19 protein-coding genes are annotated in these 22,944 nt (G+C 53.9%); 9 read left to right on the top strand and 10 right to left on the bottom strand.

Annotation, left to right across the window (positions count from 1 at the left end; translation table 11 throughout):
• Positions 1 to 20 precede the first annotated feature (20 nt).
• The 4 genes from MTP42_RS09950 to MTP42_RS09935 all read right to left on the bottom strand — a co-directional run bounded on the left by MTP42_RS09950 (position 21) and on the right by MTP42_RS09935 (position 3,730).
• On the bottom strand, positions 21 to 203 hold the full coding sequence (locus tag MTP42_RS09950) for a hypothetical protein (protein ID WP_005924684.1): 183 nt from the start codon (positions 201 to 203) through the stop codon (positions 21 to 23).
• Positions 204 to 426: 223 nt separating this feature from the next.
• A complete protein-coding gene (locus MTP42_RS09945) occupies positions 427 to 768 on the bottom strand; it encodes a replication initiator protein A (RefSeq protein WP_097786354.1) in 342 nt (113 codons plus the stop codon).
• Between the two features lie 797 nt (positions 769 to 1,565).
• On the bottom strand, positions 1,566 to 3,143 hold the full coding sequence (gene mobQ / locus MTP42_RS09940) for a MobQ family relaxase (protein ID WP_330221143.1): 1,578 nt from the start codon (positions 3,141 to 3,143) through the stop codon (positions 1,566 to 1,568).
• 269 nt (positions 3,144 to 3,412) lie between these two features.
• A complete protein-coding gene (locus MTP42_RS09935) occupies positions 3,413 to 3,730 on the bottom strand; it encodes a DUF3847 domain-containing protein (RefSeq protein WP_442899435.1) in 318 nt (105 codons plus the stop codon).
• A gap of 268 nt (positions 3,731 to 3,998) precedes the next feature.
• Here MTP42_RS09935 and MTP42_RS09930 point away from each other — a divergent pair, with 268 nt between their 5' ends.
• The gene (locus MTP42_RS09930; protein ID WP_249257220.1) at positions 3,999 to 4,745 is read left to right on the top strand and encodes a helix-turn-helix domain-containing protein; all 747 of its coding nucleotides are present in this window, start codon (positions 3,999 to 4,001) and stop codon (positions 4,743 to 4,745) included.
• 208 nt (positions 4,746 to 4,953) lie between these two features.
• Here MTP42_RS09930 and MTP42_RS09925 read toward each other — a convergent pair whose 3' ends face one another.
• The 6 genes from MTP42_RS09925 to MTP42_RS09900 all read right to left on the bottom strand — a co-directional run bounded on the left by MTP42_RS09925 (position 4,954) and on the right by MTP42_RS09900 (position 8,805).
• Positions 4,954 to 5,271: a type II toxin-antitoxin system RelE/ParE family toxin gene (locus tag MTP42_RS09925; protein ID WP_249257219.1), complete on the bottom strand. Its 318-nt coding sequence runs from the start codon at positions 5,269 to 5,271 to the stop codon at positions 4,954 to 4,956.
• Complete coding sequence (locus tag MTP42_RS09920) at positions 5,255 to 5,542, bottom strand: type II toxin-antitoxin system Phd/YefM family antitoxin (protein ID WP_249257218.1); 288 nt, start codon at positions 5,540 to 5,542, stop codon at positions 5,255 to 5,257. The genes MTP42_RS09925 and MTP42_RS09920 overlap by 17 nt, the downstream gene beginning before the upstream one ends.
• A gap of 148 nt (positions 5,543 to 5,690) precedes the next feature.
• The gene (locus MTP42_RS09915; protein ID WP_249257217.1) at positions 5,691 to 6,113 is read right to left on the bottom strand and encodes a hypothetical protein; all 423 of its coding nucleotides are present in this window, start codon (positions 6,111 to 6,113) and stop codon (positions 5,691 to 5,693) included.
• Positions 6,106 to 6,945, bottom strand: coding sequence for a hypothetical protein (locus MTP42_RS09910; protein ID WP_249257216.1), 840 nt, complete (start codon positions 6,943 to 6,945; stop codon positions 6,106 to 6,108). The genes MTP42_RS09915 and MTP42_RS09910 overlap by 8 nt, the downstream gene beginning before the upstream one ends.
• Positions 6,946 to 7,233: 288 nt before the next feature.
• A complete protein-coding gene (locus tag MTP42_RS09905; protein WP_249257215.1) occupies positions 7,234 to 8,142 on the bottom strand; it encodes a DUF4300 family protein in 909 nt (302 codons plus the stop codon).
• Between the two features lie 120 nt (positions 8,143 to 8,262).
• Entirely contained in the window at positions 8,263 to 8,805 is a 543-nt protein-coding gene (locus MTP42_RS09900; RefSeq protein WP_249257214.1) for a hypothetical protein, read from the bottom strand.
• 73 nt (positions 8,806 to 8,878) lie between these two features.
• Between MTP42_RS09900 and MTP42_RS09895 the strand changes: the two genes are divergently transcribed.
• From MTP42_RS09895 to rpsG, 8 genes are all read left to right on the top strand, one after another.
• The gene (locus MTP42_RS09895) at positions 8,879 to 9,499 is read left to right on the top strand and encodes an IMPACT family protein (RefSeq protein ID WP_035393597.1); all 621 of its coding nucleotides are present in this window, start codon (positions 8,879 to 8,881) and stop codon (positions 9,497 to 9,499) included.
• 209 nt (positions 9,500 to 9,708) lie between these two features.
• Positions 9,709 to 10,707, top strand: a complete 999-nt coding sequence (locus tag MTP42_RS09890) for a deoxyguanosinetriphosphate triphosphohydrolase (protein ID WP_097770300.1) — start codon at positions 9,709 to 9,711, stop codon at positions 10,705 to 10,707.
• A gap of 21 nt (positions 10,708 to 10,728) precedes the next feature.
• Complete coding sequence (gene dnaG / locus MTP42_RS09885; RefSeq protein ID WP_249257213.1) at positions 10,729 to 12,504, top strand: DNA primase; 1,776 nt, start codon at positions 10,729 to 10,731, stop codon at positions 12,502 to 12,504.
• 41 nt (positions 12,505 to 12,545) lie between these two features.
• Entirely contained in the window at positions 12,546 to 13,625 is a 1,080-nt protein-coding gene (gene rpoD / locus MTP42_RS09880) for an RNA polymerase sigma factor RpoD (RefSeq protein WP_330221137.1), read from the top strand.
• A 442-nt stretch (positions 13,626 to 14,067) separates the two neighbouring features.
• Positions 14,068 to 17,889 (top strand): DNA-directed RNA polymerase subunit beta, encoded by a 3,822-nt coding sequence (rpoB, locus tag MTP42_RS09875; protein WP_156058323.1) that lies wholly within the window; start codon positions 14,068 to 14,070, stop codon positions 17,887 to 17,889.
• 26 nt (positions 17,890 to 17,915) lie between these two features.
• Positions 17,916 to 21,491 (top strand): DNA-directed RNA polymerase subunit beta', encoded by a 3,576-nt coding sequence (gene rpoC / locus MTP42_RS09870; RefSeq protein WP_154277267.1) that lies wholly within the window; start codon positions 17,916 to 17,918, stop codon positions 21,489 to 21,491.
• 373 nt (positions 21,492 to 21,864) lie between these two features.
• Complete coding sequence (rpsL, locus tag MTP42_RS09865) at positions 21,865 to 22,293, top strand: 30S ribosomal protein S12 (protein WP_005930554.1); 429 nt, start codon at positions 21,865 to 21,867, stop codon at positions 22,291 to 22,293.
• A 158-nt stretch (positions 22,294 to 22,451) separates the two neighbouring features.
• Positions 22,452 to 22,922, top strand: coding sequence for a 30S ribosomal protein S7 (gene rpsG, locus MTP42_RS09860; protein ID WP_005930552.1), 471 nt, complete (start codon positions 22,452 to 22,454; stop codon positions 22,920 to 22,922).
• The last annotated feature ends 22 nt before the right edge of the window (positions 22,923 to 22,944 follow it).

Raw genomic sequence — 22,944 nt, 5'->3', positions numbered from 1 at the left:
TTCCGCAGTAAAACGTCCAATTAGCCAGCGGCGAGATACGATTCGGCAGTTTTACGAATTTCTTCTTCCGCAAGCCGCTGAAAAAGCGTATTCATCGGCACATTGCCGATATAATGGCGTTCCACGATCAGGCGCACGGACTTCGGACTTCTCGGCGCACGTTTGCGTGTGGTGGGCTTCTTCTCAGATTTTTCTTTGTTCAAGGGCAGACCTCCTCATTCATGTGGTGCAAATACGGAAAGGAATGGATGGATTCTATTCGTTTTTCTCTTTTTGTTTTATTACGTTGGTTAGGTGAAAGTTTTCTTTGATACAGTCTTAAAGGCTGCTATACTGCATAGGAAAAATATCTTTTGCGGATGCCATTAAGAATCTGCATCACAGAATCGTGATTTTGGCGGTTCTTGAATCGTGAAAAACGCAGAACTATTCAACATTTGGAATTTTCACAAAGATGTGATTGGGCGAAGAAAACCGCGTTCGTCTGCGCTCAATCAATCCCGCAGCGTCCAATTCCTTAAGCGCACTGGAAACACTGACAGTGCTGCGCCCTAGCTGCTCAGCCAAAGAGCAAATCGTAAAAATGACAAACACGAAACCACGTTCATCTATCCAGAGATTTTTCTGCGAGAGCGTGGCACGGTCGAGCAGCAGCACATAAGTCATTTTTGCAGTCTGGCTCAGGTCAAGTTCCAAAAGGAAGCGTGGGTATGGGAGAAACGGCGGCAGCAGAGTTTGCGTGGTAAGATATTCTGAAATGTTGATCACCTCCAGCTGAAGCAGAAATCAGGAACAAAGAGTATGTAACGAGAATTGGTGGGTTCCAATTCTCCAGTCGCAGAAAAGCACGAAACAAGTGCTCAACTGCGTTAATAAGTCAAGGTCTCCCATATTGGTCCTCGACTTCCCTAGGAGTGGGGAATCGTCCGGCGGCGGGCTTGCACCGCACCATTGGCATTTCAGCCACCCCGTCTTCGTTATGACCGGGCTGCGAGTTACAGAAGTACCTTTTGTGAAGTACCGGACGATTGAACTATTCACTTGTCAAGGAACATATGGAAGATTTCTGGACTTTGACGGACGAAAAACATCCTTCTACTTGGTAGCCGATGAAAAAGGCCATTTCGTAGCATTGCAAGCAATTTTGTAAACAAAACGTCATAATAGTCCGAGAATGGTCTTGAAAAAGATGCCCTACACTTGGTAGGCATCGAGAACGCCTGTTTCGTAGCATTGGTGAGAAACTTGTAATTGAATTGTAATTCTTGAGACCAAATCTCCGCTTTTGAAAAAATCCTCTCAATAGATAGGCAACGAAAACAGCCCAAAGACAACCATCTTTTTGAGAATTAACAAAAAGGTCACAAATGACCGGCTTTCAAAGAGGCGCTTCTACTATTAACAGAAAAAGTGGCCTAAAATGGGGGGTGTTGGAGAAAATTTCTGCCTTAAAAGTACGCCTCTACTCACTAGCCAGCGAGAATAGCCAAAAGCCGGCAAAAAAACAAATGAATTATGTACTTCTGCCACTGATTGCAACGGCATATCGGTGACAGAAAGATCGTTTAGAGCGATTCTTCGCGGTTTGGGGTGGTGGAAATCGTTTTGTAGTTGGACTTTTTCTGCTGAAGCTGCTCCAGCTGTTTCAGCACCGATTCCTTTTCCGGGGTCTTGCCGCCCGGTGCGGAAAGCTGCTGCTTATTCAGCACCATGTCGATATACTTGCGGATATTTTTCAGGGCAGAGACATCCGGCTGCAAGGTTTCCAGTTTGGTACGCAGTTCTGCGCTGCCGGATTGCAGCGCAGAAAATTCGGCATCCAATGCCGAAAAATCCACCGCTGTGCTGCCGTTCAGCTTCATCAGGGTGCGGACGGCTTTATTAAAGGTGTCCAACTCCTCTTTGTGCTGGGCGGCATAAGCGTCCTTGGTCAGCTTGAAGTTCTTCTTGATAAAGGTGTCGTGGATAGGTTTCAGCTTGGCATGGACGGCGGCAGCATCCTTGATCTGGGCGATTGCCCGCATACGGTTTTCGTTCTGTTTCAACTGTCTGCGGAGAGGGGCGGTGGTCTGGTTCAAATGTGAGATGGCGGTGTCCAAATCCTCGATGGTGTTCAGGGAATGGGCTTTCAGGTAGTCCACCGTCTGCTTGACTTCCTCGAAGTCCCGAACGGTGCATTTCAGTTTTGCCTTGCCAGACCAATCGCTGCGCTGCTCATTGCGAAGGTTGAAGTAGTCCACCAGCAAATCAGAAAGCGTGGGTTCCTTCGCCTTTTCCAGAGCGTCCAGAAGAAGCTGTTTCTTTTCATTCAGGTCTGCGATCCAGCGTTGCAGCCCACGAATCGCACTGCGGATGGACTGCATCAGGCTATTGGCAGCTCGAATATCCCGGTTCAGGTTGCCGAGAAAAGTTTCCACTCCACGCTTTTCCATCTGGTGTGCGGCGGGACCGAGATGCACGGTCGGTATCTGCTGGATGCCCTGCCGCTCAAAGGAGCGCAGGTCAACACGTTCCGGTCTGCCAGCAGCTTCCAGATAGCGGTTGGTGATGGTTTCCCAGCTATGCCGCCAGACCTCGGCGTACTTCTGGTCGTTCCAGTCCACCGTGTTTTCCTTGTGGCACTTCCAGTTCCCGGAGGGGAGTTGAATGCGCTCGCCGTTCTCGTCAAGGTCGTAAACCTTTCGGGCTTTTGGAAGCCACCTGCCGTGTTCATCCATTGCCCGGAGCGTCAGCAGAATGTGGGCGTGTGGGTTGCCATCTCCCTTGTCGTGGATGGCAAAATCGGCAATCATGCCCTTGGAAACAAACTGCTCCTGACAAAACTCTTTTATCATGGACAGATACCGCTCTTTCGGGACTTCCACCGGAAACGCCAGCACGATGCGCCGGGCAAGCTGGGAGTTCCACTGGTTCTCCACGGCTTCCACGGCGTTCCAGAGGGTCGCCCGGTCTGCATATCCGGGCGGCGCATGGGACGGCAGCATGATCTCAGCGTGGACAAGTTCTTTCTTCTTGTTGTAGAATTTCGTTTTTTGGTCGTACTCGCTGAACAGCCGTTCGCCGCTCTGGTAAGCGGCCCCGGCAACAGCGGACTGCCCTTGGCTGCGTTTGACGATGGTGATTTTGAAGTGCGGACACGGAATCGGAATCACCTCCAAACAAAAAGACCGCCCAGCAAGATGGCTCTTGTTGAACGGTCTGGAATCGTATTCGGTTGTGCTCGCCGCCTTGGAACGGAGTGCTGTGCGCTTCGGTCTTAGGCGGGAGCCGCAAAAGGATAGCTGCAAAGCAGCGCAAGGAAAATGCAGTTTTCCTTGGGATGGAATCGGGCTGGCGCACAAACGCCAGCTTCGATTTCATCAAGCCGTCTGCAAGACCACAATTTCACCGGAACGGTGTATAATTGCGCCCTTTATTCTAAAGGGTTTTGGACGTTGCTGCGTTCGTGAACGTCATGCACCATCTTTGCAAGCGCCAGCACGACTTCCGGTTGACGGAACGAGATTTTCAGAAGCTCCATCACCTGATCGTCGGTCAGTTCTCCCGGACAGACTAGAAAGCTTTCCAGCATTCCGGCACGGGTGCAAAGACGATGCACACGCTCTCTCCGGTTCAGCTCCGACATCCTGCGTTCAAGGATTTTCTCCCGGTGCTGACAAGCGCGCAGCTTCTGCTCTGCTTTGGCTTTTTCGCTGCGGAGATAGGCAAGGTCGGTTTTGGGTTGGGTCAATGGCATCACGCTCCTTTACAGCATTAGTGACATCCGATATTTTTGTTGGTTCGTGGTACACTACACATAATCAATATGGATAATCTCTCGCTAAAACTGTCATAATCCATTGGAAAAGTGGCGAGCGAAAACATGGACGCTGTTACGATCATTTTCTTAAAGTAAACAGAAAGTAGAGAAGTAAATGAAGGACTCTACAAATCGTAGGTGGAAATAAATCGGAAAACGTGATATGGATTGAGACAGTTCAAGAGAAAGGACAATCGACATGGATAGTCAAAAATTTGGTACGTTCATCTCGGAATTAAGAAAGGAAAGGGGGTGGACACAACTGGAACTTGCACAAAAGCTAAATGTTACGGATAAAGCAGTTTCAAAATGGGAGCGGGGAGTTAGTCTACCGGATACCGTTTTATTGATTCCTCTGGCAAATCTGTTGGATGTTTCCGTCACAGAGCTTTTGATGTGTGAGAGATTGCCGAACAATGACATTCTGAATCCCGACAAAGTTGAGGACATTGTTAAGACGGCAATCAATTATGCGGACGAAGCACCTGAAAGAGCATATCACGTTAAAAGTAACTGGATTATCATTTACGGAATCTCGCTTTTGATATGTGGCATCAGCACGTTTTTGAACTATACAATGGAAAAGCCCTGTATGGATTCCTTGATAACATTTGTGCTGATGTGTGCAGTATGCGGTGCGTATTTTTGCTGCCTTGTGCGGACAAAACTTTCAAGGCTTTATGATGAAAACAGCGTGAATGTTTTCTATGACGGTCCGATTCGTATGCATGTTCCGGGAATTACTTTTAATAATCATAACTGGCCGCATATTGTGCAGGTTCTCCGGTTGTCCTTCTGTCTGAATATGATTTTGATACCCCTTCTTAATCTCATGGCAAGCAGCATCGCAGTAGTTGCATGGAAAAATATTGGAAAGTATGTTTTCTTAGTAATTATACTGTGCAGCACACTTCTTCCGATATATGTCGTTGGAAAAAAAGTATGAATAAATCTGTGTTGAACAGATATGAAAGGTAACTGCCGAACCATGGTAAAAGAAAAACATTATACAACGTCCATGTTAACACATCTGTGCCCATGCCATTGTGCTATGCTTGTACAATGGTAGTAGAAACACTCAATTCCTGACTTCCACATAGATGCAGCAAAAGGCGGTGGTCTCCCACAATAAAGGAAACCACCGCCTTTGTTGATTATCGGATGAGCCAGCCGTAATCCTGTCTGCAATCTACCACATAATCTGCATAAACCGTATTATCTACAATCTGGAAGATGAGCATATAGCGTTTTTCAAACAAGATGAATCGGTAAGCATTTTTAGGAATGTATTCGCCTTTGAGCCACGGGCAGCGCTGCGGCATCTGCTCCAAAGATTTTGCAGCCTTTTCAAATTCGACCGTAAGCCGCTCTGCTGCCGCAGGGCTGGCCTGTGCCAGAAATGCGGCATGGGACACCAGCATCTGAGCGGCCCGTGCTGACACAACCACGCAGTATTTATTTTGCTGTTCCATGTCCAGCGGCCTCCTTGATCGCGCTGCGCATCATGGAAGTGACCTCATCAACCGAATAGCCCTCGCTTCCACGCATCCGGTCCTCTTCCACGGAAAGCAGCTCCTCACGGAGCTTCAGCATTTTTTCACGGCGGTTGTAGGTTTCGATGTCCATGACGACCAAGTCGCCCTCGCCGTTCTTGGTGAGAAAAATCGGCTCAGCGGTTTCTCTGCACAAATCAGCAATCTCGTTGTAGTTCTGGCGAATCGCTGCAGATGGACGGATATTCATAAAAGTACCTCCTGCTCCTGAACAGTCTGTAATAGTAAAATTCTAATTATATTATATCCATATTGTGCAACGAAGTCAACTATGGCTTAAAATAAGGCTCCGTGATTTCTAATTCTGATTGAAATCTACGGAGCCTTTAACAAATTGATTAGAGACTTGAAAGAATAATTACAATGCCAGATACCAGAGCCAGTGGAATATAAAACCCGGCTTCAGTCTTGGATATAAGGCAGTTGGTAAAAGAGTTCTTTTCACCGCAGCAATGCCAGTTCTTCTTATAGGGCGCAATATTCATGCTAAAATTAGTTACAGTGCTGTTTGGCTTCCTTGCGTCTTCATAAAGCGAACGAAACAGCCTCTCTTGAAGCAAGTAATAAGAGTCCAAAAACCAAAATACGATGATTGGAATATATGCTACAATAAAATAAGTTCTATCGGCATCTTTACTGGAAAGTGCAAAAATACCGGCAACAAGGGTTACGGCCCATCCTTTTAGGGCAAAAGAATTTCCTGCCATTCGATTTATAACACCTTGAATCATTTCGAGGTGAGAGACTTTATGGTCATCCATATAAATGCTCTCCTTTTAATACTTGATCGTATAGTGTATCTAGCGGATGCTTCAAGCTCGGATCAACAGAACTTGACCATTGTGTTAAATCTGAACGAGTTAGTTGCTTAAGATGGTCAAGATGAATATCGTATTTTATTTTCAAATCTGCACTTTCCGTTACAGAGTCGGCCGCAAAATGACGAAGTTGTTTCTGCTGCCGCAGAGGAATACGTTGGCGAATAATTTGAGACAAAGCGATTTCAGAATAAATCCATGGCGATAGTGTGCAACCCGGATTGATAGATTCAGAGATACTAATGGAACTTGGCGTGTTAACAAAGAACAAACATTCACTATTGTCAATCATTTTGCCAAGGGCAGTACTGAGCATCATATGAACATGGCTAGTAGAATTGTTTCGCTTGTCGTAATCATAGGTGACATGATCACCATCCTGTGATTGAACACAGTATCTTTTGTCAAGAATCTTTAATAGGTTATTTGCATAGCCCCAAATATAAGAATCAACAAAAGCATTTATATGACAATTTTGTTTGAGCCATCCTGCCAAAGCAACTACAAGATGCTCATCTTTATGCGAGTGCGATAAGAAGATATCGGCATTGACAGAATGAAACCAATTCTCTTGAATTTTAGTGCCATCCAATATGTCATTGTTGCAAATATAAGATTCCAGACTTGTTTGAATAGCTTCTTTTTGCGATGCTAAGAGTTTTTGTCCATCATCAAAGTAAGAGTTGAAAAAAGATTCATCGTCTTTATCAATTTTGAGATTAAATCCTGTAAACAAAAAAACACTCCCTTCTTTAATTTGATATAAGTCTACCACGAATTTGTCAAAAAATAAAGAAGGAAAAATAGCAAGGTAGGCTGAAGTGAACCCGTTAAGATAATTTAGAACTTTTGATACTCCGCTACGCAAATTTTCTACTGGGTTTCATCCCAAAGAGCCAGTGTTCACCGCATACCTTGTCATAAGCCCAGAGTTTCCCTGCGAACCAAACATTCCGATATAAAAAGGACGCTGCCGCCTCTGGGTGAGAGGTTGCAGCGTCCTTTTGACATCAGAGGGCGAATAATCTGTCAGACCGAACGGTTCTCAGTAAATTGGATGCTTTTAGCTTGCATTTTCCTGTTCGTCAAGAATGCGCCAGCCGTCCATCAGGTCTGAATTTTCCATAATAAAGGTGTGGGCGGTATCCTGTCCCCACGAGTTGTCGTATTTCAGCATCAGATAATCGCTCAACTCGGTCCGATTTTTGAACTTCAACAAGCGATACGGCTCCTGAAAAGCGACCTTTTCGACGAAATATACCGCATCCGCTGTGGGAAGCATAACACCGACATGACCGATCATAAGAGAATTGTCCGTTTCAGAGAATTGGTCGTGCAGGACTACGGAGACGAGACGGATCTTATCATCTTCTACGAAGGAGAGACCGCGTTTCTTCCATTCCTGTTGAATCGTTTTCAAATGGGTAGGAATATCGGTCGTATTAGTGGTTTTAACTGGGGCAAACAGCGCATCAAATTTTTGCCGTTCATCGCCGCAAAGGGATTCCGGGTCAGAATCCAGTGTTTCATAGTCCATAAACAGGGTGTCCTCGGCTGAGTCAAGGTCTACCTTGCCCGTGACAGTAATAAAATCACCGAACAGCCCACAAGCGGTGATTCGACAGTTCCAGCCGGGGAAGGTATCGTATTTTCCTGTCCATGCGTCCTGCATGGAGTAAGGATCGTATTTCAGATCCGAAGGCTTGGCATTTTCAAACCCTGTGGTGAGCCATGCCGGGTCCACAGCATTGTTGAACTTTTGCACATGATCAAAGAAGGTCTGTATCCGCAGGTCGGATACGCCGGCATCCTGCAAAAGCTTGGAAAGAAGAGCTTGTGTATCCGAATCTGCCAAATTGGAGTATTCAATTTGCTGAAGGACGGGCTGAGAAGTTTTTTGAGTGCAGCCTCCTGCCAGAAGCGCACCGCAAAAAAGTGCAGCGGTGCAGACAAGAAAAGTTCGACGTTTCAAAAATGGTCACCTCGTTGTGTTTTTCGGAAAGTTTCTTTGAGTGCCGGAGTCTCAACCATAAGCGAAGAGAGCAACGCCGTTGGTCTCGTAACGAATGGTATCACAGATAAACAAAGAAAATCAATGACTCCTGTCGTATTTGACCATATATAATGTTGCAGTATCCATATCCCATACGGCTAACGCCCATTTGGGGAAAGACAATGCGGCAGTTTTCTGAACGATTTTCTTCATGTCGGACACAACAGGAGTATACCCAAGTTGGAATAAGAATTTTCCGTTTTTTCCGAATGGAAGGTTCAAATCGCTTTCCAGATAGACGGAGGATACCAACTTGCGAAGCGCGGCACGGCAATCCCATAGATTCCCCCATGCTGCAGTGGAAGCTTGAAGAAAAGCCTCGCCCACATTATAATAGGCCGTAATCTTGATGTGCGTGAGGCTTTCCTCTGTATAAGATTTGTAGAGCCAGGAAGATCCATATGGCATCTTTTCCAGACCGATTTCACAGAGATAATGCTGCTCTTCTGAGATGTGTTTCTTCTTTTTCATACATTCTTTCGCTTGTATAATGCCGGGCAGATGTTCTTCGGCGGGGCTTCTTCCAAGAAAAATCACTCGTGAAGATTGAAACGGGAGTTTTACGGTACGCAGTGCCAGCAAGCAGGCTTTTTCTTTGCCGGGATTTATGCTATACTTATTAAATAAATCAAATCAATGGGCAGGAGGAACCAGCGTGGAGGATTACCGCACCATCCGGGGCACGGCTACCGGCGAATATGAGGAAAAGAAGAGCCGCTTTATTGCGCAGCTCTCCTTTGCGGACAGCGAGGAAAAGGCGGTGGCTTTTTTGGAGCAGGTGCGGGCAGCCAACCGCACGGCCCGGCACAATGTGTACGCCTACCGCCTGCGGGAGGGCAACCGGGAGCGCTACTCCGATGACGGTGAACCGGCCAAGACGGCGGGAACCCCGGCGCTGGAAGTCCTGCAGCACAGCGGATTGACTGACCTCATCGTGGTCGTTACCCGGTACTTTGGCGGCGTGCTGCTGGGCACCGGCGGCCTGGTGCGGGCCTATACCACCGCCACCGCCCGCGCGCTGGAAGCCGCCGAGGTGGTCACGGTGCGCAGTGTGGTGGAGTTGGAAGTGACGGTGGATTACTCACTCTACGAGCGGGCGGCGCTGCTCATCCAGGCGGCGGGGGCAAAGCTTGCAGACCCTCAGTTCACCGACCGTGTCACCCTGCGCTGGCAGATGCCCGAGGGTACGGAGCCGCCCTTGCTGGAGCAGCTCCGGGAGCTGACCCGGGGTGGTGCACAGGTGAGTGTATCGCAGCCGTTCTACGCTCCATTCTGACCTGAAAGCTGATTGCCTGCCGTTATGACACAGACTTCCCTGCGGGAAAGTCTGGCGAGCGGCAGCAAGATCGAGAAATTTTATTCGTTCCAAGACAAAAACTTTCCCCCTTCGACAGGGCGGGTGTGCTATACTTGCCGCAGACGCGGTATGGGGATCGGCTGCGCCGTGCGAGAGGAGGGGGAGAAAACAGAAAGTGAGGGTTCCTGATGGATGTACGACAGCGCACCGAAGAGATCGAGCGGCTGACCTTGGCCCCCTGGGCAACATTCAGCGATGCCAGCCGGGGCCGGGTGAGGCCCGAAGAGCAGGACCCTATCCGTCCGGTGTTCCAGCGGGACCGGGACCGGATCATCCACTGCAAGGCGTTCCGGCGGCTCAAGCAGAAAACGCAGGTGTTTCTCTCACCGGAGGGCGACCTCTACCGCACCCGGCTCACCCACACGCTGGAGGTGGCGCAGATCGCCCGCACCATCGCCCGCGCCCTGCGCCTCAACGAGGATCTGACCGAGGCCATCAGCCTAGCCCATGACCTGGGGCACACGCCCTTTGGCCACGCAGGAGAGAGCGCACTGGACAAGCTCTGCCCGGAGGGATTCCGGCATTATATGCAGAGCCTGCGGGTGGTGGACAAGCTGGAAAAGGACGGCAGGGGCCTGAACCTGACCTGGGAGGTGCGCAACGGCATCGTGACCCATACCAAGGGCACCTGGGCGGCTACCCCGGAGGGACGCATCGTCCGCATGGCGGATCAGATCGCTTTTGTGAACCACGATATCGAAGATGCCGTGCGTGCCGGTGTGCTGGACCCGGCCACCCTGCCCAGAGAATGCACCGCCGTGCTGGGTGAGACGAAGTCTCAGCGCATCACCACCATGATCAACAGCATCCTGCGCAGCAGCGAGGGGGATGTGCAGGTGGGCGCAGAGGAGAACGAAGCCTTCCTGGCTCTCAAGGATTTCATGTACCGCACCGTCTATGTGGATCGCAGCGCCAAAAAGGAAGAACAGAAGGTGGAAAAGGTGCTCACCGAGCTGTACGAGTATTACCTGACCCACATCGAACAGATGTCCAACTTCTACCTGCAGCTGGCCTATCAGGAAGGACGCGACCGCGCAGTGACGGACTATATCAGCGGCATGAGCGATGAATTTGCCATCCGTACCTTTGAAGATGTCTTTGTGCCCCGCAAGTGGCATGTGTTATAAAAGGAGCATCGGAATACCAAAATGATCCCACACGAATATATTGAGGAACTGACCCGCCGTACCGATATCGTGGATGTGGTGGGCAACTATGTCCAGCTCAAGCGGAAGGGGCGGCTGTATGGCGGCCTGTGCCCCTTCCACAGCGAAAAGACCCCCTCGTTTTACGTCTACCCGGACACCCAGAGCTTTTACTGCTTTGGCTGCGGTGTGGGCGGCGATGTCATCCACTTCGTCCGCCGCATCAACAGCATCGACTACACCGAGGCGGTCAAGATGCTGGCTGCCCGCGCGGGAATGCCGGAGCCGCAGGAGGACGACAAGACGGGCCGCCTGCGCAGCCGCATCCTTTCCATGAACAAGGAAGCCGCACGGTACTTCCACGCCTGCCTGAATTCCACGGTCGAGGAAGCCCGGCAGGCCCGGGCCTACTGGCGGCGGCGCGGTCTGGACGACAAGACCATCGTCCGGTTCGGGCTGGGCTATGCACCGGATGACGGGCAGGGGCTGTACCAGTATCTGCGCGATAAGGGGTACAACCAGCAGGAGCTGGATGCCAGCGGCCTGTTCAAGCGCAGCCAGTCAGGCCGGATCTACTGCCTGTTCTGGAAGCGGGTGATGACCCCCATCTTTGACCTGCGGGGCAACATCATTGCCTTTGGCGGGCGTGTGCTGGACGATTCCAAACCCAAATATGTCAACAGCCCCGAGACACTGGTCTACCACAAGTCGGATACCGTGTTCGCTCTGCAGATCGCCAAGAAGAGTGCTTCCCGGCGGTTCGTTCTCTGCGAGGGTTACATGGACGTTATTTCCATGCATCAGGCGGGGATCGACACGGCGGTCTGCGCCTGCGGCACAGCCCTGACTCCGGATCAGGTAAAGCTCATCAGCCAGTACGCGGAGGAAGTTATCCTGAGCTACGACTCGGATGAGGCTGGCCAGAAGGCTACCCTGCGCTCGCTGGAACTGTTCCGCAACAGTCCGGTCAAGGTGGGCGTGCTGCAGATCCCGGGTGCAAAAGATCCGGATGAGTACATCAAAAAGTATGGCTCCGAGCGGTTCAAGGCACTGCTGGACGGCGTGGGCAACGCGCTGGACTTCCGGCTGGGGCGGCTCAAGAACAAATACGACCTTAAGCAGGATGCCCAGCGGCTGGAATATGTCAAGGAAGCCGTGAATATGCTGGCGGAGCGCTCCAACCCCACCGAGCAGGAGGTCTACGCCGGGCGGCTGGCTGAGGAAACGAACATCTCCAAGAACGCCATTATGACCCAGCTTGCCGATGCGGTAAAGCGCTCCAACAGCAAACGCCGGTGGGCGCAGAATCAGGCACGGCTGCAGTCCGGTGAGATGCACCAGATCAGCGTGCCTTACAGTGCGGGCGGCTCTCAGGCGCTGGGGGTTGCCTCGGCAGAACAGCGGCTGCTGGCCGCCATGCTCCGGGAGCCCAGCTATATCCCGCAGGTGCGGGCCCAGCTCAGCCCGGAAAAGTTCGTTCTGCCCCAGCAGAAGGAGCTGTACGAAGCGTTTCTGCAGTGCCAGGAGCAGGGGATCGAGATCAGCCTTTCCACTCTGCGCCCCTTTGTGAGCGAAGAGGCGCTGAATGAGCTGAGCCGCCTTGCGGCACAATACAGCGATGTGAACTGTACGCCGGACGATATCCGGCTCTATCTGGACCGCATTGCCCGGGGCACCCCCTTGGCAGGCAAGGCGGCCGAAATGTCCAATGATGATTTGATACGGTATCTCCAGTCGATGCGAGAAAAGAAGCAGGGCACAGACCCTGCGGACGACTGACCGTTCCTCTCCTCCGGCTGGAGTTGGAAGGAGAAAGAATCATGCGGAAATTGTCGCAGACGGAAGAACTGGTAAAGATCCTGGCAGGCCGGGCCCGCCGCCATACCCTGACACCCGAGCAGATCAGCCGGGCCATGGATGAGCAGGAATACGATGTATCCGGGCTGGATGCGCTGTATGCGGCGCTGGAAGCCCGGGGTATCCGTGTAACCGAAGAAGAAGCGGACATGCCCATGCTGGATGAAACACAGATCGGGGAACTGGAGCACGAGCTCTCAGCCGAGGGCGTAGCGCTGGATGACCCGGTGAAGGCATATCTGAAGGAGATCGGCCGGGTGCCGCTGCTGACAATGGAACAGGAGCTGGAGCTTGCCCGGGCCGCGCAGGCCGGGGATGCGGATGCCCGGCGGAAACTGAGCGAAGCAAACCTGCGGCTGGTGGTCTCGGTGGCCAAGCGGTATGCCGGGCGGGGGCTGCCCTTCCTTGACCTCATTCAGGAAGGGAACCTCGGCCTGATGAAAGCGGCAGAAAAGTTTGAACCTGACCGGGGGTTCCGGTTCTCGACCTACGCGACATGGTGGATCCGGCAGTCCATCACCCGGGCCATTGCCGATCAGGGGCGGGTCATCCGCATCCCGGTGCATCTGGTGGAGAGCATCAACCGGGTGAAAAAGACGACAGGGGAGCTTCTGCGCAAAAACGGCAGGGAACCCACAGCCGAAGAGATCGCCGTCCGGCTGGACATGGAGCCTGACCGGGTGCGGGAGCTGCTGCAGCTGGCGCAGGACCCCATCAGCCTGGAAACACCGGTGGGCGAGGAAGAGGATGCCCACCTGGAGGATTTTATTCAGGATGAGGAAGCGGGCGTTCCGGTGGACGAGGCCGGGCGGGAACTGCTGCGGCGGGAGCTGACAAACGTCCTCAAGAGCCTGACACCCCGGGAGGAACGGGTGCTGACCCTGCGCTTCGGGCTGGAGGACGGGCAGGCCCGCACCCTGGAAGAGCTGGGGAAGGAATTCAATGTGACCCGGGAACGCATCCGGCAGATCGAGGCCAAGGCTCTGCGCAAGCTGCGCCATCCCAGCCGCGCAAAGCGCCTGCGGGATTATCTGGAAGAATGAGCACATAAGGGCACCGCAGGCAGCTGCGGTGCTTTTTGCATGGGCAGGGGAGAGGGCGCATCAAGAGCCAAGGTGTACAAAATGCACAAGGGTGTTTTTGGTGAGAACGTGCAAAACTCAAAAATCAAGAGCCAAAATACGCAAAGCTTACACGCATCCGTGCGTACCATGAAATCGCGGGCTTGACAAAAATATTGGGCCAAAATGCGAAAAATGGCTTGACAGCAAGGCTTTTGAGGTGTATACTGCATTAGTATCACATAATGGCCTAGTGCGCCAAAAAGGGAGCTGTGCTGGAAGCGGCTGGACGGTGTTGACCGAAAAGTTTGTGAAAAGCGACGAACTTCCTTGGAGGATACGGGTCGATTTATGTGTGTGTGCTCAAATCTGACCCGTATAACGCAATATCCGTAGAGTATAAAAGTAAGGAGTGGTTGATTTTATGATGAAAGTCAAGCCCGTAAAGCTCGGCAAAACCGAGCGCATGAGCTTCTCCCACATCGACGAAGTCATCAGTATGCCGAACCTGATCGAGGTCCAGAAGAACTCTTATCAGTGGTTCCTGGACGAGGGCCTGAAAGAGGTCTTCCACGACATCGGCACCATTGAGGACTACACCGGTAACCTGGCGCTGAGCTTCGTGGACTTCCGTCTGGATAAGGAGCCCAAGTACAGCATCAAGGAGTGCAAGGAGCGCGACGTGACCTACGCTGCCCCCCTGCGCGTGACTGCCCGTCTGCTGAACAAGGAGACCGGTGAGGTCAAGGACCAGGAAATTTTCATGGGCGACTTCCCGCTGATGACCGATGCGGGCACCTTTGTGATCAACGGTGCCGAGCGTGCCATCGTCAGCCAGCTGGTCCGTTCTCCCGGCGTATTCTACGGAGATGCCAAAGATAAGGTAGGCAACGACCTGTACAGCGCAACCATGAACCCCAACCGCGGTGCATGGCTGGAGTACGAGACCGATGCCTCCAACGTGTTCTATGTCCGTATCGATAAGAACCGCAAGCTGCCCGTCACCGTGCTGTGCCGTGCGCTGGGCCTTTCCTCTGATGAGGAGATCCTGAACTTCTTCGGCGAGGATGAGCGCATCCTGGCCACTCTGGAGAAGGACACCACCAAGAACCAGGACGAGGGCCTGCTGGAGGTCTACCGCAAGCTGCGCCCCGGCGAGCCTCCCACGGTGGAGTCCGCTACCAACCAGATCAACATGCTGTTCTTCGATCCGCGCCGCTACGACCTGTCTCGTTTCGGCCGCTACAAGATGAACAAGAAGCTGTCTCTGGCCCGCCGCATCACCGGCTTTGTTGCCGCTGAGAACATCGTTGCTCCCCTGACCGGCGAGATCATCGTTGAGGCCAAGGACAAGATCACCCGTGAGCTGGCCGAGAAGGCAGATGCCGCCGGTGTAGATACCGTTATTCTGAGCATCGAGGGCAAGAAGGTTAAGGTCATCACCAACGGCTGTGTGGACGCACAGGGCTTCTTCTCCTTTGATGTCAAGGAGTGCGGCATCAACGAGCGCTGCTCCTTTGATGAGATCAAGAAGATCCTTGACACCACCTCCGATGTGGAGGAGCAGAAGGAAATGCTCCGCCGCAACCATGACCAGCTGATCGGCCGCACCGTCACCGTGAAGGACATCCTGTCCTCCATCAACTACCTGAACGGTCTGGGCCACGGCGTTGGCACCACCGATGATATCGACCATCTGGGCAACCGCCGCATCCGCAGCGTTGGTGAGCTGCTGCAGAACCAGTTCCGCATCGGCTTCTCCCGCATGGAGCGCGTCATCCGTGAGCGCATGACCCTGCAGAGCCAGGATCAGAGCGTTATCACCCCGCAGGCACTGATCAATATCCGTCCTGTGGTCGCCGCCATCAAGGAGTTCTTCGGCTCCTCTCCGCTGTCTCAGTTCATGGACCAGAACAACCCTCTGGCCGAGCTGACCCACAAGCGCCGTCTGTCTGCTCTGGGCCCCGGCGGTCTGAGCCGTGACCGCGCAGGTTTCGAGGTCCGTGACGTTCACTACAGCCACTATGGCCGTATGTGCCCCATTGAGACCCCTGAAGGCCCCAACATCGGTCTGATCTCCTATCTGGCATCCTACGCCAAGATCAACGAGTACGGCTTCGTTGAGGCTCCCTATCGCAAGGTCAAAAAGACTTACGACGAAAACGGCAAGCTGATCGATCAGGTCGTTACCGATGAAGTGGAGTATATGACCGCTGACGTTGAGGACGAGTACGTTGTTGCTCAGGCCAACGAGCCTCTGGATGAGACCAAGCACTTCATCCGTCCCCGCGTTTCTGCCCGCCGCCGCGATGACATCCTGGAAATCGATGCCGATAAGGTCGATTATATGGACGTTTCGCCCCGAATGATGGTCTCTGTTGCGACCGCCTGCATCCCCTTCCTGGAGAACGATGACTGTAACCGTGCTCTGATGGGCTCCAACATGCAGCGTCAGGCAGTGCCTCTGATGGTCACCCAGCAGCCCATCGTGGCTACCGGTATGGAATACAAGGCTGCCACCGACTCCGGCACCGCTGTTCTGGCAAAGAACGACGGTATCGTTGAGAAGATGGATGCCGACCACGTCACCGTCCGCAATGCACAGGGCGGCGTGGACAACTACCCGCTGGTCAAGTTTGCCCGCTCCAACGCAGGCACCTGCATCAACCAGCGTCCCATCGTTGAGGTGGGCGAGAGCGTCAAGGCCGGTCAGGTGCTGGCCGACGGCCCCGCAATGCGCAACGGTGAGATCTCTCTGGGTAAGAACGCCCTGATCGGCTTTATGACCTGGGAGGGCTACAACTACGAGGACGCTGTCCTGCTGAACGAGAAGATCGTCCGCGAGGATGTGTACACCTCGATCCATATTGAAGAGTACGAGACCGAGTCCCGTGACACCAAGCTCGGACCTGAGGAGATCACCCGTGATATCCCCAACGTCTCCGAGGATGCCCTGAAGGATCTGGACGAGCGCGGCATCATCCGCATCGGTGCCGAGGTCAAGAGCGGCGACATCCTGGTCGGCAAGGTCACCCCGAAGGGTGAGACCGAGCTGACCGCTGAGGAGCGCCTGCTCCGCGCCATCTTTGGCGAGAAGGCCCGCGAAGTCCGTGATACCTCTCTGCGCGTGCCCCACGGCGAGTACGGCATCATCGTGGATGTCAAGGTCTTTACTCCTGAAAACAGCGATGAGCTGCAGCCCGGTGTCCGCGAGGTCGTCCGCTGCTACATCGCTCAGAAGCGTAAGATCAGCGTCGGCGATAAGATGGCAGGCCGTCACGGCAACAAGGGTGTCGTTTCCCGCATCCTGCCGCAGGAGGATATGCCCTACCTGCCCGACGGCACCCCGCTGGACATCGTGCTGAACCCCCTGGGCGTTCCTTCCCGTATGAACATCGGTCAGGTGCTGGAAGTCAACCTGGGCTACGCTGCCAAGGCATGCGGCATCAAGGTTATGACCCCCGTGTTCGATTCTGCTCGCGAGAACGACATCGGCGATACCTTTGATACCGCCCGTGAGCTGTGGCACGGTGAGAATGCTCCCGCATATCCCACTAAGCTGCCCAAGATCATGGGTGAGAAGGGCCACATCATCGACTTCTCCAAGATCGAGCTGGACCGTGATGGCAAGACCACCGTTTACGATGGCCGTACCGGCGAGAAGTTCGATAACCGCGTTACCGTTGGTTATATGTACTACCTCAAGCTGCATCACCTGGTCGATGATAAGATCCATGCCCGTTCCACCGGCCCCTACTCTCTGGTCACCCAGCAGCCTCTGGGCGGCAAGGCTCAGTTCGGCGGTCAGCGCTTCGGCGAGATGGAAGTCTGGGCTCTGGAAGCTTACGGTGCCGCTTACACCCTGCAGGAGATCCTGACCGTCAAGTCCGATGACGTTGAGGGCCGTGTCAAGACCTACGAGGCCATTGTCAAGGGCGAACCCATCCCGCAGCCCGGCATCCCCGAGTCCTTCCGCGTTATGCTGAAGGAGCTGCAGTCTCTGGGTATGGACGTTGTGGTCCAGGACAAGGACGGCAACGAGATCGATATGCGCCAGAACTTCGACGACGAAGAGACTGGCTTTGATATGCGTGATGTTGCAGGTTCCGAGACTGTTACCAACGAGAATGAGCTGCTGAACGATTACACCATCAAGGATGCTGACGCAGGCTTCGATGATCCTTCTGTGCTGGAAGATGACAACTCCGGCAGTGCGGCTCCCGCTTCCGACGAAGTGGATTTTTAACTAGAGATTAAGAAAGGGTTCGTTTCATGGAAAACAACGTTTTCGATTCCATTAAAATCGGCCTGGCTTCTCCGGAGCAGATCCGCAACTGGAGCTACGGCGAGGTCAAGAAGCCTGAGACCATCAACTACCGCACCCTGAAGCCGGAGCGCGACGGCCTGTACTGCGAGCGCATTTTTGGACCTACCAAGGACTGGGAGTGCCACTGCGGCAAGTACAAGCGCATCCGCTACAAGGGCAAGATCTGCGATCGCTGCGGTGTCGAGGTCACCAAGGCAAAGGTTCGTCGTGAGCGCATGGGCCACATTGAGCTGGCCGCGCCCGTCAGCCATATCTGGTACTTCAAGGGCATCCCCAGCCGCATTGGCCTGATGCTGGACATCAGCCCCCGCCTGCTGGAGAAAGTTCTGTACTTTGCAAGCTATATCGTTACCGATCCCGGTCTGACCCCGCTGGAAAAGAAGCAGCTGCTGACCGAGAAGGAATACCGTGAGATGCGTGAGCGCTACGGCGATGAGTTTGAGGCATCCATGGGTGCTGAGGCCATCCAGGAGCTGCTGAAGGAGATCGATCTGGATCAGCTGAGCGCTGAGCTGACCGCTGAGGTGGAAAAGTCCTCCGGCCAGAAGAAGGTCCGCATCCTGAAGCGTCTGGAGGTCGTTGAGGCATTCCGCATTTCCGGCAACCGCCCCGAGTGGATGGTCATGGACGTGCTGCCCGTGCTGCCCCCTGATCTGCGCCCCATGGTCCAGCTGGACGGCGGCCGTTTTGCCACCTCCGACCTGAACGACCTGTACCGCCGCGTGATCAACCGCAACAACCGTCTGCGCCGCCTGCTGGAGCTGGGTGCTCCCGACATCATCGTGCGCAACGAGAAGCGGATGCTGCAGGAAGCAGTTGACAGCCTGATCGACAACGGCCGCCGCGGCCGCCCGGTCACCGGCCCCAACAACCGTGCCCTGAAGAGCCTGTCCGATCTGCTGAAGGGCAAGCAGGGCCGCTTCCGCCAGAACCTGCTGGGCAAGCGTGTTGACTACTCCGGCCGTTCCGTTATCGTCGTCGGCCCTGAGCTGAAGATGGATCAGTGCGGTCTGCCCAAGGAGATGGCGCTGGAGCTGTTCAAGCCCTTCGTGATGAAGGATCTGGTCGAGAAGGGTGTTGCCAACAACATCAAGTCTGCCCGTAAGATGGTTGAGCGTGCAAAGCCCGAGGTCTGGGACAGCCTGGAGACCGTGATCAAGGGCCACCCGGTCCTGCTGAACCGTGCACCTACCCTGCACCGTCTGGGCATTCAGGCCTTCAACCCCGTGCTGGTCGAGGGCCGTGCCATCAAGCTGCACCCCCTGGCATGTACCGCATTCAACGCCGACTTCGACGGCGACCAGATGGCAGTTCACCTGCCCCTGGGCGAGGATGCCTGCCGTGAGGCCAAGATGCTGATGCTGGCTTCCGGCAACCTGCTGAAGCCCTCTGACGGCGCACCTGTTACCGTTCCTACTCAGGATATGATCCTGGGCAGCTACTACCTGACCACCGTTCGTGAGAACGAAGAGGGTGCAGGAAAGATCTTCCGTGATGAGAACGAGGCCCTGATGGCCTATGCAGAGCACGTTGTGACCCTGCACGCTCCCATCAAGGTCCGCCGCACCATGGTCATTGACGGTGTGGAGCGCACCGGTCTGGTGGATGCCACCGTTGGCCGGATCATCTTCAATAACCCCGTTCCTCAGAACCTGGGCTATATCGACCGCACCGACCCGGAGCACTGGCTGGAGTATGAGGTCAGCTTCCGCGTGACCAAAAAGACCCTGCCCGACATCATTTCCCGCTGCATGACCCGCAATGGCACCCGTGCCTGCGCAAAGATGCTGGACTCCATCAAGGCTCAGGGCTATAAGTACTCCACCCTGTCTGCAATCTCTGTTGCTGTGTGTGACGCTGTCATTCCTCCGCAGAAGGACGAGCTGATCGCTGACGCGGATAAGCAGGTCTCTCAGGTCAACAAGCTGTTCAACCGCGGCCTGATCTCTGAGAACGAGCGTTACACCCAGACCATCAACATCTGGCAGGCAACCACCGATAAGGTCTCCAAGGCGCTGGCAGCCAACCTGCCCAAGGACAACGAGATCTTTATGATGGCTGATTCCGGTGCGCGTGGTTCTATGAACCAGATCAAGCAGCTGGCCGGCATGCGCGGCCTGCTGGCCAACACCGCAGGTAAGACCATCGAGATGCCCATTCGTGCAAACTACCGCGAAGGTCTGAACATTCTGGAATATTTCGTTTCTGCCCGTGGCGCTCGTAAGGGTCTGGCCGATACCGCTCTGCGTACCGCTGACTCCGGCTACCTGACCCGCCGCATGGTCGATGTCTCTCAGGAGGTTATCGTCCGTGAGATCGACTGTGGCACCACCGACGGCCTGTGGGTCTCTGAGATCCACGAGGGCAAGGAGAAGATCGAGAGCTTCCGTGAGCGTATCATCGGTCGTTACGCTGTGGGCGATGTGATCAACCCCGTCACCGGCGAGATCATCGTGCCCGAGGGCAAGATGATCGACCTGTACGATGCCAACGACATCGAGGCTGCAGGCATCACCAAGCTGAAGATCCGCAGCCTGCTGACCTGCCGCGCCAAGGTGGGTGTCTGCGCACACTGCTACGGCAGCGATATGGCAAACGGTGAGCCCGTCCAGCTGGGCGAGTCCATCGGTGTCATCGCAGCAGAGTCCATCGGCGAGCCCGGTACCCAGCTGACCATGCGTACCTTCCATACCGGCGGTATTGCATCTGCTGAGGATATTACCCAGGGTCTTCCCCGTGTTGAAGAGCTGTTCGAGAGCCGCCGTCCCAAGAGCATGGCCATTATGAGCGAGATCTCCGGTGTTGTCTCTCAGGATGACACCAAGAAGAATGTCGTCATCAAGGTCACCGGTAAGGACGAGAACGGTGCCGAGGTGGTGAAGAGCTACTCCATCCCCTTCACCCAGCATGCACGTGTCATGCCCGGCGATCGTGTGGAGAAGGGCGACATCATCACCCGCGAAGGTGTCCTGTATCCCCAGGATATCCTGGCCATCAAGGGTCTGAGCGATGTGCAGAACTACCTGATCAGCGAGGTCCAGAAGGTCTACCGTCTGCAGGGCGTTGAGATCAATGATAAGCATATCGAGGTCATCGTCCGCCAGATGTGCCGCAAGGTCCGCGTGACCGACTCCGGCTCCTCCGACCTGATCGGCGGTGCACTGGCAAACCGTCTGGAAGTTGAGAACATCAACGCCGAGCTGCAGAAGCGCATTGATGACGGTGAAGAGGGCATCAAGCTGGTCGAGTATCAGCAGGTGCTGCTGGGCATCACCAAGGCTGCCCTGGCAAACGAGTCCTTCCTGTCTGCCGCATCCTTCCAGGAGACCACCCGTGTCCTGACCGAAGCCGCCATCAAGGGCAAGGTTGACCCGCTGGCCGGCCTGAAGGAGAACGTCATCATCGGTAAGCTGATCCCCGCCGGTACCGGTCTGCCGGAGGTGCGTGAGGATCTGAAGCGCCGTGAGCAGGAGCGCGACGAGGCTGTTGCCGCTGAGCTGGCTGCAGCAAACCAGCAGTAAAACTCTGTCTGCCCGGAACTGAATCAATCCATGAGCCGCCTTTCCCTGAACGCAGGGGAGGGCGGCTTTTTTGATTTGAAACTCCCTTCGTCATTGCTTCGCAATGCCACCTCCCTCTGGGAGGGAGGCCTGCTTGGCCCGAAGCAGGGGAAAGGCCCCCTCTGAGAGGGGGCTGTCTGCGCAGCAGACTGAGGGAGTAAAGGAAAAATCGGCGGTTGAGTCCTTCGGCGAATAAAACAAAAAAATATTGGAAAAACTGTTGACATTCCTAATCAAAACGAGTATTATATAACTGTTGCGCGTCCCCATAGGGGAAGTGCGGCTAAAAAGTCGGAAAATATCCGATGTTCACTATTAAGAAAGGAGAAACAAAATGCCTACTTTTAACCAGCTTGTACGCAAAGGCCGTGAGGTCCTGGTTACCAAGAGCACCGCTCCCGCCCTGCAGAAGACTTATAACTCTCAGAAGAAGCAGTACTCTGATCTGAGCAGCCCCCAGAAGCGTGGTGTCTGCACTGCAGTTCGTACCATGACCCCCAAGAAGCCTAACTCTGCTCTGCGTAAGGTTGCTCGTGTCCGCCTCACGAATGGTATCGAGGTCACCTCTTACATTCCCGGTATCGGCCATAACCTGCAGGAGCACTCCGTCGTGCTGATCCGTGGCGGCCGTGTTAAGGACCTGCCCGGTGTGCGTTACCACATCATCCGTGGTACCCTGGATACTCAGGGTGTGGCAGGCCGTAATCAGGCCCGCTCCAAGTACGGCGCAAAGCGTCCTAAGGCCGGTGCTGCAAAGAAGTAATTGAGGACAACCGCCATAAACGGCTTTCCATTATATAAATAACAAGTCCGCATTGCGCGGAGGGTAACGGTTTATGTAAGGTCAGCTCTTTGTGACACAACGGGAGTTTTATTACTTTCGAGTACCGATGATATCATTCTGTGAAGGAGGGAAGAAAGATGCCTAGAAGAGGTAACATTGCTAAGCGCGATGTCTTAGCTGATCCTATTTACAATTCCAAGATGGTCACCCGTCTGGTCAACAGCGTGATGCTGGATGGCAAGAAGGGCGTCGCTCAGAAGATCGTTTACGAGGCTTTCTCCATGATTCAGGAAAAGACCGGCAACGATCCTCTGGAAACTTTCGAGAAGGCGATGGAGAACATCATGCCCAGCCTCGAGTGCAAGACCCGCCGTGTTGGTGGCGCTAACTACCAGGTTCCTCTGGAAGTCAGCCCTGCCCGCCGCGAGACCCTGGGTCTGCGCTGGCTGACCGCTTACAGCCGCAGCCGTGGTGAGAAGACCATGGCCCAGCGTCTGGCCGCCGAGATCATGGATGCTGCCAACAACACTGGTAACGCCGTGAAGAAGCGCGAGGATACCCACAAGATGGCCGAGGCCAACAAGGCTTTCGCTCATTTCCGTTATTGATCTGTTCTGTAGGAGGTTAATT

The sequence above is a fragment of the Faecalibacterium sp. I2-3-92 genome, from assembly GCF_023347315.1.
Classification (GTDB): domain Bacteria; phylum Bacillota; class Clostridia; order Oscillospirales; family Ruminococcaceae; genus Faecalibacterium; species Faecalibacterium duncaniae.
The sequence above is the reverse complement of the archived record's forward strand: the minus strand, read 5'-3'. Positions and strand labels throughout refer to the sequence as shown.

Bases quoted from the DNA above. Each gene is read 5' to 3' on its own strand.
- MTP42_RS09930 (WP_249257220.1), top strand. From the start codon at position 3,999: ATGGATAGTCAAAAATTTGGTACGTTCATCTCGGAATTAAGAAAGGAA.
- MTP42_RS09925 (WP_249257219.1), bottom strand. From the start codon at position 5,271: ATGGAACAGCAAAATAAATACTGCGTGGTTGTGTCAGCACGGGCCGCT.
- MTP42_RS09920 (WP_249257218.1), bottom strand. From the start codon at position 5,542: ATGAATATCCGTCCATCTGCAGCGATTCGCCAGAACTACAACGAGATT.
- MTP42_RS09915 (WP_249257217.1), bottom strand. From the start codon at position 6,113: ATGGATGACCATAAAGTCTCTCACCTCGAAATGATTCAAGGTGTTATA.
- MTP42_RS09890 (WP_097770300.1), top strand. From the start codon at position 9,709: ATGGATGTACGACAGCGCACCGAAGAGATCGAGCGGCTGACCTTGGCC.
- dnaG (WP_249257213.1), top strand. From the start codon at position 10,729: ATGATCCCACACGAATATATTGAGGAACTGACCCGCCGTACCGATATC.
- rpoD (WP_330221137.1), top strand. From the start codon at position 12,546: ATGCGGAAATTGTCGCAGACGGAAGAACTGGTAAAGATCCTGGCAGGC.
- rpoB (WP_156058323.1), top strand. From the start codon at position 14,068: ATGATGAAAGTCAAGCCCGTAAAGCTCGGCAAAACCGAGCGCATGAGC.
- rpoC (WP_154277267.1), top strand. From the start codon at position 17,916: ATGGAAAACAACGTTTTCGATTCCATTAAAATCGGCCTGGCTTCTCCG.
- rpsL (WP_005930554.1), top strand. From the start codon at position 21,865: ATGCCTACTTTTAACCAGCTTGTACGCAAAGGCCGTGAGGTCCTGGTT.
- rpsG (WP_005930552.1), top strand. From the start codon at position 22,452: ATGCCTAGAAGAGGTAACATTGCTAAGCGCGATGTCTTAGCTGATCCT.